Origin of the sequence: Onishia niordana, assembly GCF_004798965.1 — a bacterium.
GTDB lineage: Bacteria > Pseudomonadota > Gammaproteobacteria > Pseudomonadales > Halomonadaceae > Onishia > Onishia niordana.
Window position 1 is genome coordinate 259,705 of the sequence record NZ_SDSD01000002.1, and the last position, 12,569, is coordinate 272,273.

Genomic DNA, 12,569 nt, shown 5'->3' on the forward strand with positions numbered 1-12,569 from the left:
CCACCTTGTACTGGGTATAGTCCGGCGTGGTCAGCGGTGTCGATAAGCTCATGGTAAAGGTCACTCCCAGCCAGATTGAAAAAGGCAGGTGAAAAAGGCAGGTGAAAAAGGCAGGTGAAAAAGGCAGGTGAAAAAGGCACCAGATCGCTATTCTCGCCAGGCAAGACTGGCACGCCTTCTCGACTCCTGCCCAGCATCAATGCTCACCCTAATCTCGCCCGCTTCATACCCTCGGCGATTTGCGGCACCATTGATCCTCACCTCATCGTCGCGAAGGAATCGCCATGCCCCTTAGTCTCTCTCAGGGAACCGAGCTCAGCCCCGGCTTCATGGTGATCCACGGCAATCGCCTGGAAACGCTGCGCGACCTGGCGGTGGAATGGCTGCGGACTCATCCGCTGGGGCCGCTGGAAGACGAAGTGATTCTGGTGCAGAGCAACGGCATCAGCCAGTGGCTGAAGCTGGCGCTGGCCGCCGATCCGCCCGCCGGCGCCGGCATCGCCGCGGCGATGGACGTCACCCTGCCGGCGCGCTATCTGTGGCAGGCCTATCGTGCAGTGCTGGGAAACGAGGCCGTGCCGCCGGCCTCGCCGCTCGACAAACCGCGCCTTATCTGGCGGTTGATGCGCCTACTGCCAGAGCTTACCGATGACGAGACCTTCGCCCCCCTCGCCCGTTTCCTGGCTGACGACGATGACCTGCGCAAGCGCCACCAGCTCGCCGAGCGCCTGGCCGACCTGTTCGACCAATACCAGGTCTACCGCGCCGACTGGCTTTCCGCTTGGGCCGAGGGCCGTGACGAGCTGATCGATGCCCGCGGCCAGGCCCGGCCACTGGCCGAGGACCAATGCTGGCAGCCAGCGCTGTGGCGGCGGCTGCGCGACGACATTTCTCAAGGACTGGGCGAAAACGGCCTCGCCACCAGCCGCGCCTGGGTGCACACCCGCTTCCTCGAGGCCTGCCGCGAACTGACGCCCGACGCCCTGAACAAAGAGACGCGACCGGCTGGCTTGCCGCGCCGGGTGGTGGTATTCGGCATTTCCTCGCTGCCCCGCCAGACGCTGGAGGCCCTGGCCGCGGTGTCGAAGGTCACCCAGGTACTGCTCTGCGTGCATAACCCCTGCCGCCACTACTGGGCGGACATCATCGAGCACAAGGATCTGTTGCGGGCCGCCCGCCGGCGCCAGCGCCATCGCCCCGGCATGCCGCTCGAACTCGATGACACCCAGCTTCACCTGCACGCCCAGCCGCTGCTGGCCGCCTGGGGCAAGCAGGGCCGCGACTACCTACGCCTGCTCGATGAGTTCGACGACCAGGACGCCTACCGGGCGCTGTTCGATGCCGAGTCGCTGCGCATCGACCTGTTCGACTCGCCCGCCGAAGGCGAAGCCGCGGGGCTGCTACAGCAACTGCAGGACGACATTCTCGAACTGCGGCCACCCCAGGAGACCCGCGACACCTGGCCAGCGGTGGACCCGGCTCATGACCGCAGCCTGCGCTTCCACGTCGCCCACAGCGCCCTGCGCGAGGTAGAGATCCTTCACGATCAGCTACTGGCCGCCTTCGACGCCGACCCCACGCTGCGCCCGCGTGACGTGCTGGTGATGGTGCCGGACATCGATACCTACGCCGCCGCCGTGCAGGCGGTATTCGGCCGGCTGCCCCAGGACGACCCGCGCCATATTCCCTTCACGCTCTCCGACCAGACCAGCCGCCACCGTCAGCCGCTGCTGGTGGCGCTGGAGGCGCTGCTGCACCTGCCGGAATCGCGGCTCACGGTCAGTGACCTGCTCGACCTACTGGAAGTGCCTGCCCTGCGCGGGCGCTTCGGACTGACCGCCGACGACCTGCCGGTGCTGCGCCGCTGGATCGAGGGCGCTGGCATCCGCTGGGGGCTCAACGCCGAGCAGCGCGCCCAGCTCGACCTACCCGGCGGGCTCACCGCCAACACCTGGGCCTTCGGCCTGCGCCGGCTGCTGCTGGGCTACGCCGTGGGCGATACGGCGGACGGCCCCTGGCACGACATCGAGCCCTTTGGTGACATCGGCGGCCTGGAAGCGGCCCTGGCCGGCCCGCTGATGGACCTGCTCGATGCCCTCGAAGCCCAGTGGCGCGCGCTATCCGAGCCCGCCGACGTGGCCACCTGGTGCCGTCGCCTACGTGACCTGCTGAGCGAGTGCTTCGCCGCCGAGGACGAGGCCGACCTCGCCACCCTCAACCGCCTGGGCGAACTGCTGGAAGACTGGCAGGAGACCACCGAGGACGCCGGCCTGACCGAGGCCCTGCCGCTCTCGGTGGTGCGCGAGCACTGGCTTGGCCAGCTCGACGAAGCCAATCTCTCTCAGCGCTTCCTGGCCGGCGCAGTGAACGTTGCCACCCTGATGCCGATGCGCGCCATCCCCTTCCGCCACGTCTGCCTGCTGGGCATGAACGACGGCGAATACCCACGCGTGCAGCGCCCGCTGGACATCGACCTGATGGGCAGCGACTACCGCCCCGGCGACCGCTCGCGCCGGGAGGACGACCGCTACCTGTTCCTCGAGGCGCTGCTCTCGGCCCGCGACAGCCTGATGATCAGTTGGGTCGGCCGCAGCATTCACGACAACGAGCCACGCCCACCCTCGGTGCTGCTTGGCCAGCTGCGCGACCACCTCGCCGCTGGTTGGCGGCTCGCCGGCACAGCGGAGGATGAGGACGCCGGCCAGGCGCTGGTCGACGCCTTGACCACCGAGCATCCGCTACAGCCGTTTAGTCGGAAATATTTCCGTGCGGGTTCGGGCACGGTAGAAAGCCGTGCGGGTTCGGGCGCAGTAGAAAGCCGCGCGGGGTCGGGCACGGTAGAGAGCTTTTCCGACAACCCGGCACTATTTACCTACGCTCATGAATGGCGGGCAATCCACGCCGGCCAGCCATCTCCCGAAGCCGCCGTAGACGGCGAGCTACCACCGATGGAGATCGACACGGCACTGCCCCTGGCGCGCCTTTCCGGCTTTCTCAAGGACCCGGTCAAAGCCTTCTTCACCACCCGGCTCGGCGTCTACCTGGAGCGCGAGGCGCTGGAAAGCCCCGATCACGAACCCTTCGCCCTGGATGGCCTGGACCACTGGCAGCTCCAGCAGGCGCTGATCGAGTCCGGGCGCCGCGCCGTGGACGCAGCCGAGCCGCCGACACCCGCCATCCACGACACTCTGGAGCGCCTGGAGCGCGAGGGCCGCCTGGCCATGGGCGGCTTCGCCGAGCTGATGCGCGAGCAACTCGTCGAGCCGCTAGACAAGGTGCTTGGCGACTACGCCGACCAGCTCGAAGCCTGGCCCTTCGCCTGGGAGACCCCAGCGGCAGTGTCGTTGGAGCTCGCCACCGATACCGGCCCCCTGCACATCGAGGACTGGCTGGACGGCCTGCGGGAGAACGAAGACGGCGAGCGCTGCCGGCTGGTGCTGATGACCAGCAGCCTGGTCAACAAGGGCAAATACAACTGGAAGCACTGGCTCGCCCCCTGGGTCGCGCATCTGGCCGGCCAGCTCGCCATCGGCCCCATGACCACGGTGCTGCTCTCCCGCGCTGGCGGCGGCACCCTGGCGCCGCTGGACGCCAGCACCGCCCGCAAGCACCTGGAGGCCATCGCCCGCGCCTGGCGCGCCGGCATGACCGCCCCGCTGCCGCTGGCCCGCGACACCGCCTTCGCCTGGCACGAGAAGGGCGGCGACGACGGCGCCCTGGCCCGCGTCTTCGGTGATGAAGAGAAGGCAGAAGAAGCCGACCTCAAGGCCTGGAAGGCCGCCGTTCAGGTGTTCGAGGGTAACGACTACACGCCCGGCGAGCGCGATCGCGATCCGTACCTTGCCCGCCAGTGGCGCGACTTTGAGCACCTGGTACGCCATCAGGCCGCCGGGCGGCACTTCACCGAGCTGACGAATGCGCTCTACGCCCCGCTACATGATGCCGTAAAGACTAAGAGTGCCGACAAGAAGCAAGGCAGCAAGGGAGGCACGAAATGAGCGATGTCGCCACCCAGGCCTCCGAGACGCCACGCCTCGACCCGGTTGCCCTGCCGCTGACCGGCAGCCGGCTGATCGAAGCCAGCGCCGGTACCGGCAAGACCTTCACCATTGCCCTGCTCTACCTGCGCCTGGTGCTTGGACCGCGGGGCTCAAACGAAGAACATGAAGCCGACGCGGCCAGCTTTCCCCGACCGCTGACGCCGCCGGAGATCCTGGTGGTTACCTTCACCAACGCCGCCACCCAGGAGCTGCGCGACCGCATCCGCGCCCGGCTAGTGCAGGCCGCCGAAGCCTTCTCTCCACAGGCGCCCGACGACACGCCCGAATCAGTGACGGCCCTTGGCTCCTTGGTAAGTAGCGATAGCCACGAAGGGGCGCCTGGGGCAGACCGTAGCGGAGGTCCGATGCCAGGGATGGCATCGGTAGCGCCCAGGGAAGGGTCCACAGCGCCTCCGCAAAGGGCTGCCACAGGAAAAGCCCCGTCCATGACAGGCGACCTCTTCGCCGAACCACCGGTGGATAACGTGGCGCCTGAAGACGAAGTGTCGGGCGGCGCCCCGTCGGGCGGCGTTCCATTGAGCAATGAGAAGCCGAGCGACGACCCGCTGATCGCCCTTCGCGACAGCTACCCCCGCGAGAGCTGGCCAACCTGCGCCCGCCGCCTGCGGCTGGCCGCCGAATGGATGGACGAGGCCGCCGTCTCCACCATCCACGCCTGGTGCCACCGCATGCTGCGCGAGCACGCCTTCGACAGCGGCAGCCTGTTCGCCCTGGAGATGTCGCTGGACCAGTCGGAGATGGACCTGGAGATCGCCCGGGACTACTGGCGCAGCTTCTACTATGACCTCGACCCCGAGGCGCTGCAGATCATTGCCCGCTACTGGACCACCCCGGACACCCTCAACGACACCGCCGGCCGGTTGCGCACCCACGCCGCCGCCCTGCCCGTCGCACCCCCGCCCTTCGAGGCGCTGGCCAACTACCGTGAGCAGCGCGCCGCAGCGCTGGCCGAAATTAAGGCGCCCTGGCCGGTCTGGCTGGACGAGCTGGAGGAACTGCTCGAGGCCGCCGCCAAGCGCAAGGCGTTCAACGGCCAGAAGCTCAACGCCCGAAGCCGCGCCAACTGGATCGCCGCCCTGCGCGACTGGGCGAATGATCCCGAACTCGCCAAGCCGGCGCTGACCGATGCCGCCTGGAAGCGCCTGACGCCCGAGGGCATCGCCGAGATATGGAAGGAAGACCCCACACCGAATCTGCCGGCGCTCGAGGCCCTGGAAGCGCTACCGGATCAGCTCGCCGAGCTGCCCGACCCCTTCGCCGACCTGCTCGCCCACGCCGTGCACTGGATGGCCGCCCGCCGCGAGACCGTACAACGCCGCCGCGCTGAGCTCGGCCCCGATGACCTGCTGCATCGGCTGGACGCCGCCTTCGCCGGCGAGGCCGGCAAGACCCTTGCCGCGCGTATCCGCGAGCAGTTCCCGGTGGCGCTGGTCGACGAATTCCAGGACACCGACCCGGTGCAGTACCGGCTGTTCGACCGCGTCTACCGGCTAGCCGAGAATCGCGGCGCCGCTGATGACAGTGAAGAGAGCGCCGTGCTGTTGATAGGCGACCCCAAGCAGGCGATCTACGCCTTCCGCGGCGCCGATATTCACACCTACCTTCAAGCTAGGCGCGACACCGCCGGCCGCCACGTCACCCTGGGCACCAACTTCCGCTCCGCCACGCCAATGGTCGAGGCAGTCAACCGGGTGTTCGAACACGCCGAACAGAGCGAAGCCGGCGCCTTCCTGTTCAGGCGCGGGGATGACAACCCGGTGCCCTTCGCCCCGGTGGACGCGAATGGCAGGAAGGATGCTCTGGTTAGACACGGCGCGCCCCAGCCGGCGCTGACGCTCTGGCACCTGGACGCTGAAGAGGCCCTGTCGAAATCGGCCTATCTTCACGAGCTAGCCGGGCGCTGCGCCACCGAGATGGCAAGCCTCCTGCGCGAGGGCCAGGCCGGGCAAACGGGCTTTACCGAAAACGAAGCGCTTAAGCCGCTGGCACCGTCGGACCTGGCCGTGCTGGTCAACAACGCCGGCGAGGCCCGCGCCATCCGCGCCGCCCTGCTGGCCCGGGGCATCCGCAGCGTCTACCTCTCCGACAAGGAAGGCGTGTTCGAGACCGAGGCCGCCGCCGAGCTGGAGGTGTGGCTGGCCGCCTGCGCCGCGCCGGACGACGAGCGCTGCCTGCGCGCTGCGCTGGCCACACCCAGCCTCGGGCTGTCGCTTTCCGAACTCGATGCCCTGAACGGCGGCCCCCAGCAAGACGAGCTGGCCTGGGAGTCGCGGGTCATGCAATTCCGCGACTACCACCGCCAATGGCAGCGCCGTGGCGTGCTGCCCATGCTGCATCGGCTGCTGGCCGACTTCGCGGTGCCCGGCAGGCTGCTGGCGGTGCCCGAGGGTGAGCGACGGCTCACTGACCTGCTGCACCTCGGCGAATTACTCCAGGAGGCCAGCACCGAGATCGACGGCGAGCATGCCCTGCTGCGTTTCTTGGCCGAGTCGCGCGCGCACCCGCAGGCGCAATCCGACACCCACCGCCTGCGCCTGGAAAGCGACGCCGACCTGGTGCAGGTGGTGACCATCCACAAGTCCAAGGGCCTGGAATACCCGCTGGTATTCCTGCCTTTCATCGCCGCCTTCCGCCCGGTAAAGGCCGGCGACCTGCCGCTACGCTGGCACGATGACGATGGCCACCTGCGCCTGACGCTGTCCGCCGACGAAGCGACGCTCGCCCGCGCCGACCACGAGCGGCTGGGCGAGGATCTGCGCAAGCTCTACGTCGCCCTGACCCGCGCCCGTCACGCTACCTGGCTCGGCCTGGCGCCGCTGGAGGCCATCGAGCGCAGCGCCGTCGGCCATCTGATCGCTGGGGGCGAGGCGCTAACGCCGGATAACCTGCGCCCGGCGCTCGAGGCGCTGGCCGACGAGCACGACAATGATGGCGCTCCAAGAGTCACGGTGCAGGACGCCCCCGAGGTTGATACCACGCCAGTCGAGCTCGCCAGTGACGACACGCCGCTGGGTGAGGCCCGCGCGCCCACCCGGGCGATTCGCGAACACTGGTGGATCGCCAGCTACTCGGCGCTGCGTACCGGCGCCACCCCAGATGAGAACAACGCAGAAGCCTCCAACGAGACCGAGCCATCCCCCGAACCCACCACCGCCGATGAGGCGACGGCCATGGAGGTGATCCACGAGCCCTTCGATGCCAACGCCGCCACGGTGAGCGAGGGCTCGCTTCACCGCTTCCCCCGCGGGCCCTCGGCGGGCACCTTCCTGCACGGCCTGCTGGAATGGGCCGGCGAGGAAGGCTTCGCCAAGATTGCCGAGGACGCCGAGCTACGTACCGATACCCTGGCCCGGCGCGCCAATCGTCGCGGTTGGGAAGGCCAGATCGCCGCCCTCGAACAGTGGCTGCCGGAGCTCTTGACCACGCCGCTGCCAGTGCCGGATTCGGGCGATGGCGAGGCCGCGCCGCTGCGCCTGGATGCTCTGAACGGCGCCACCGACTACCGCGTCGAGCTGGAATTCTGGTTTGCCGCCCACAAGGTGAATACGCGCAAGCTGGACGCCCTCGTAAGCGCTCACACACTCGGTGGGCGCCCACGGCCGGCGCTGGAGCCCGATACGCTGAATGGCATGCTCAAGGGCTTCATCGACCTGGTGGTGGAACACGAAGGGCGCTTCTACGTGCTCGACTGGAAGTCCAACCACCTGGGTGCGGATGATGCCGCCTACACCGAGGCGGCGATGTTTGAGGCCGTGCTGGAGAAGCGCTACGACGTGCAGTACTGCCTCTACCTGATGGCCCTGCACCGGCTGCTCAAAGCCCGGCTGCCGGACTACGATATCGAACGCCACCTGGGCGGAGCGCTCTACGTCTTCCTGCGCGGCACCCGCGCGCCTTCCCGCGGCGTGCACGCCGAACGTCCGCCAAGCGAGCTGATCCTCGCGCTCGATGCCCTATTCAGTGCCGAGGAGGCCGCCGCATGATGCCGACATCTTCCAACACCTCCCCGGTCAATACCGACGCCCCGGAGACCGCGCTGATTCAAGCGCCCGAAAACGCGCTTATTCGAGCGCCCGAAACCGCGCTGACCGATCACGCGGTGCTGTTCGCCCTGCTCGACCGCTGGGTGAATCGCGGCTGGCTGCGTTCGCTGGACCGCGCCTTCGCCGCCTTCCTACATCGCGAAGCGAGCCGTGAAAGCGGGAAGGACAAGGAAAGCAGCGTAAGTGAGGCCTCACCTCTGCTATTGCTCGCAGCGGCGCTGGCCAGCCATCAGCTCGGCCGCGGCCATGTGTGTCTCGACCTTGCCCAGACGCTGGCCACCCCGGACCTGGCGCTCTCGCTGCCGCCGGAGGGCGATAGCCTGGAGGACCCGCCGCCGCTGCCCAGCCGGGTGATGGCCGCGCTGGAGCTCGACGCCTGGCGCAGGGCGCTGGCACAGCCCGAGCTGGTGGCCGAAGGCCCCGGCAGCACCCCGCTTGTGCTCGCCGGCACCAATGCGTGCCCACGCCTCTACCTGCGCCGCTACTGGCAGCACGAGCAGGATATCCACAGCCGGATCGTCGCAAGGCTTAGTGAAACGGATAACACCGACACCCCGGACGCGGCCCGCCTGCGCCCGATTCTCGATGCGCTGTTTCCCGAGCCGACACAGCCCCCGCCCCTCGATTGGCAGAAGGCGGCCTGCGCCCTGGCCGGCCGCTCGCGCTTCGCGGTGATCACCGGCGGCCCCGGCACCGGCAAGACCACCACAGTGGTACGCCTGCTCGCTCTGCTTCAGGCTCAAGCCTTCAGCGAAGGTGAGGGTGCAAGAGAGCAGGCCCTGCGCATCCGCCTGGCCGCGCCCACCGGCAAGGCCGCCGCGCGGCTCAACGAGTCCATCGCCGGCCAAGTAGCCAGGCTCGACCTCAACGGCCTCGCCGACGATCCCGAGCGGCTGCGCGAGGTGATTCCCAAGGAGGTTTCCACCCTGCACCGCCTGCTCGGCTCGCGCCCCGACACCCGCCGCTTCCGCCACGACCGCCACAACCCGCTGCCGCTTGACGTGCTGGTGGTGGACGAGGCCTCGATGGTGGACGTGGGCATGATGGCCGCGATGCTCGAGGCTCTGCCGCCCCGAGCGCGGCTGGTGCTTCTCGGCGACAAGGACCAGCTCGCCTCGGTGGAGGCCGGTTCCGTGCTGGGTGACCTATGCGCCCGGGCCGAGGGCGGCCACTACACCCCGGCCACCGCCGAGTGGTTGGCCCAGGCCACCGGCCAGCCGCTGCCCGAGAACACCCTGAACACCGACGGCCAGCCGCTGGACCAGGCCATCGCTATGCTGCGCGTCAGCCACCGCTTCACCGCCGACAGCGGCATCGGTCAACTGGCCGCCGCGATCAATCTGGAAGCCGAGCCCGCCGACAAGCGCCGCGCCATCGGTGACGCCCTCAACCATGGCTTCGCGGACCTCTCACACCTGAAGCTTTCCGCCGACGACGAGCGCGGCCTGGCCCGCCTGGCCGTGACCGGCTGCCCCGAGCGTTTTCCCAATGCAGGCCAGGGCCGACTACACCACGACGAAACGCTGCCGCCACCGGTGGGCTATCGCCATTTCCTGAGCGTGATGGCCGAGCGGCGCCCGGCGGATGACGCGGAACAGAAAGCATTCGATGACTGGGCCCGCACCGTGCTTGCGGCGCACGGTGATTTCCAACTGCTGTGCGCACTGCGCCGTGGCCCCTGGGGCGTGGAAGGCCTGAACGAGCGGGTGCGCCAGGCGCTTGAGCGGGAAAAACTGATCGACAGCCAGGACGGCCGCCAACGCTGGTACCCTGGCCGCCCGGTGCTAGTGACGAAAAACGACTACGGCCTGGGGCTGATGAACGGCGATATCGGCATCACCCTGGATATGCCGCGCCCGCGCTCTGTGGCCGGCAACGACCGCCGCCTGCTGCGGGTGGCCTTCCCCGCCGGCGACGGCACCGACCGCATCAAGTGGGTGCTGCCCAGCCGCCTGCAAGCGGTGGAGACGGTGTTCGCGATGACGGTACACAAATCCCAGGGCTCCGAGTTCACCCACGCCGCCCTAGTGCTGCCCGATGCGCCGAACCCCATCCTCACCCGGGAGCTGGTCTACACCGGCATCACCCGCGCCCGCCACTGGCTAACGCTGGTGGAAACCGGCCGCGGTCAGTTGCTGGACGCGGCGCAGAGAAGAGTGATGAGGGTGAGTGGGCTGGGGAGTTGATGGGCTTCTGCCCTTTTATAATATAGGCCGAATTGTAAGTCAGCTTTCGGCTAGGAACGGTCCTTCATCAAGCTTTGATATAATGCCAGCGCTCTGCGGAAACTTTTGGAGCGCTAGCTAGTACATTTTCCGCAGCAGCGCCTTGTTATGGCCCTTATGAACAGGCTTCTGAAAAGCGTTCTACCCATAGTTGCCCTTCAACTAGTTCGTTGTATGCCTCTTCGATATCGAATTTTTTTAAGGCATTATCAACTCCTGGGCTTGCAGTAACGGTCTCACAATCACCCAGAAGAACAGGAGGCAGGTCAAAAGATGAAAAGTCATACATCCCTTGTTTGCCTGCCAGCTTTTGATCGAAATTTTTGAGCAGAGATCCAGAAAGTTTTGATACTGATCTTATTGGTGATGTTGACAGCGTTTGTGAAGCCACTTCAACTTCTCGCCTCGCAGCCATTATAACTTGATGGTAATTGAGACCCATATTTCCCAATGAATCTGATATCCCTCTGATGATTTCCTCGCTATATTCATAACTCCCTTTTGGCATTAAAAGGCAAATCAAATAGAAGATAAAACCTCTATCTCTGTTTTTTATAGAACTCTTATACACGACATTGAGAGACTCATCTTTATCAATTTGAAGTATTTTTTTAGCGGACTTAGAAAAGCAGATCTCATCAAAACACTTGTCGGTAAAATTAAGCACAACTGTCGCGATTTTCTCGCAAACCCTATAAGCCACTATAATATCAGTAAACCCGTGGGTATTGGCCACTAAATGTGCGCATGCAGAGTACTCGGTAAGATCATGGTTGTATATAAAACTCAAAGACTCTCTTTCCAGCAGCGAGCTTTCTACCAAGCGGGAATCTTCTGGAAGCACATTTACTAAAAAGCTTTTGTAGAGGATTTCCTGGGCCATAGCCGAAACCTCTAAAACTGCAATCATAGATAGAGGCGACCTGACAATTCTTTCCCCATTTGAGTTCCCAAAAGAGATAAACGTTATGGGAGTATCTGAGAGTTCTCCCTTGTTATTGAATCTCTTGCCTGCCGTTACCTGATATGACCAAGGAGTAGAAGGATCTACCTCAGGAGTCTTTGCTGTATAGTAATCAGGAAGCTTGAATGACTTAGCTAAATCAAAGAAATACTTGGCCTTATGATATTCACTTTCTTCCACACCAAATATATCGGGATTCGTCAGGTATGCCTCATTTAGACTAAGCAAGAAGGTCGCACCCCAAGCAGTCGATGTGGAATCTATGAAGTGGGTGTACTCATGAAATGAAAGGCCATACAGCTTTTTGAGGTTTTCATATAGGTCATATTCAAGATTTCGATTTAAAACTCCATCTTTGTAGTCCCCACTAGCCAGCAATCCCTCCAAGCGATTGAAATCATCCATACCAAGTGAGTCTAGTGATATAGTTAAGGTCATAAAGTCGAACGAGCCAAGAACATCCGCTTTAGAAAAAAAGTTCCAACGCGCACTAGTCTTTTCTCTTTTCTGTTTAAAATTCATATAAATCTATTCTCTAATCAGAGCGTGATGTAAACCATAACGCCCGTATTTGCGGCTGACTTGGAGCGCAGCGGAAAAACAGTCCGACAACATTCGCTTGTTAGCCTTAACCTATGGTTTCATATGTCGGTGCGCCAATCGTATCAACTGAATGTCCTGATAATTTAGCGCCTTGCATCCACATCATTTCTAATTCAGTCGCTACTTCTTCGAAGTGCTCAGCATTTTCTATTGATAAATATGACATGATAGTCTTCTTATCTTGCGGGAATGGCACTAACCTTTCAGGGCGACTCTCCGGCACCTCATGAATCTCTGTAACCTTTTGAGGTTTTGCATGAGCTAGTGCGTTTCGGAAACGTTTCATGTTGTTCAATGTTTGCCATGGCTCCGCTGAAAAATCTACTTCAATGTTGAGAAACTCAGATATCATCGCAATTTTCCCGATGAATGAAGTAGACTCAAAATGAGTCCAATGCGGAAATAATTGCCCCCCATAAATATTACATAGTGCCTCTACGCGAAACACAGAAAAAGCCATTGATGGGATTATCCACCTAAAGCGGTGGCCATCCTCTTCAGCTTTAGCCTGCTTTAGCTGATTTAATGCAATTGAACCTAAATACCCATGCTCATAGATATTTCTTTTTACTTTGACTTTCTTGGTTTTACTATTATCAGTCATTTAAACCTCTCAGTGCTGACGGAGACTAATAGGTATTAAGCGCGCTCTATGATTGGATGAACGTGCTGG

The 12,569-nt window shown here is 63.6% G+C and carries 5 protein-coding genes; 3 read left to right on the top strand and 2 right to left on the bottom strand.

Features of this window, described 5'->3' with window-relative positions; translation table 11 throughout:
- Positions 1 to 284 precede the first annotated feature (284 nt).
- From recC to recD, 3 genes are read left to right on the top strand one after another with little or no spacing between them, the layout of a single operon-like run.
- Complete coding sequence (gene recC, locus ETC27_RS05230; RefSeq protein WP_136253948.1) at positions 285 to 3,998, top strand: exodeoxyribonuclease V subunit gamma; 3,714 nt, start codon at positions 285 to 287, stop codon at positions 3,996 to 3,998.
- Positions 3,995 to 8,044, top strand: a complete 4,050-nt coding sequence (gene recB, locus ETC27_RS05235) for an exodeoxyribonuclease V subunit beta (protein ID WP_136253949.1) — start codon at positions 3,995 to 3,997, stop codon at positions 8,042 to 8,044. Before recC ends, recB begins: the two co-directional genes overlap by 4 nt.
- Positions 8,044 to 10,290 carry an exodeoxyribonuclease V subunit alpha gene (gene recD, locus ETC27_RS05240; protein WP_136254206.1) on the top strand — a complete coding sequence of 749 codons (2,247 nt, stop codon included), beginning with the start codon at positions 8,044 to 8,046 and terminating at the stop codon, positions 10,288 to 10,290. Before recB ends, recD begins: the two co-directional genes overlap by 1 nt.
- A gap of 154 nt (positions 10,291 to 10,444) precedes the next feature.
- Here the strand turns inward: recD and ETC27_RS05245 are convergent, their stop codons facing one another.
- Both ETC27_RS05245 and ETC27_RS05250 read right to left on the bottom strand, forming a co-directional pair.
- Positions 10,445 to 11,815, bottom strand: coding sequence for a hypothetical protein (locus ETC27_RS05245; RefSeq protein WP_136253950.1), 1,371 nt, complete (start codon positions 11,813 to 11,815; stop codon positions 10,445 to 10,447).
- A gap of 106 nt (positions 11,816 to 11,921) precedes the next feature.
- Positions 11,922 to 12,500 (bottom strand): hypothetical protein, encoded by a 579-nt coding sequence (locus ETC27_RS05250; protein ID WP_136253951.1) that lies wholly within the window; start codon positions 12,498 to 12,500, stop codon positions 11,922 to 11,924.
- Between the last annotated feature and the right edge of the window lie 69 nt (positions 12,501 to 12,569).

Bases quoted from the DNA above. Each gene is read 5' to 3' on its own strand.
- ETC27_RS05250 (WP_136253951.1), bottom strand. From the start codon at position 12,500: ATGACTGATAATAGTAAAACCAAGAAAGTCAAAGTAAAAAGAAATATC.
- recB (WP_136253949.1), top strand. From the start codon at position 3,995: ATGAGCGATGTCGCCACCCAGGCCTCCGAGACGCCACGCCTCGACCCG.
- ETC27_RS05245 (WP_136253950.1), bottom strand. From the start codon at position 11,815: ATGAATTTTAAACAGAAAAGAGAAAAGACTAGTGCGCGTTGGAACTTT.
- recD (WP_136254206.1), top strand. From the start codon at position 8,044: ATGCCGACATCTTCCAACACCTCCCCGGTCAATACCGACGCCCCGGAG.
- recC (WP_136253948.1), top strand. From the start codon at position 285: ATGCCCCTTAGTCTCTCTCAGGGAACCGAGCTCAGCCCCGGCTTCATG.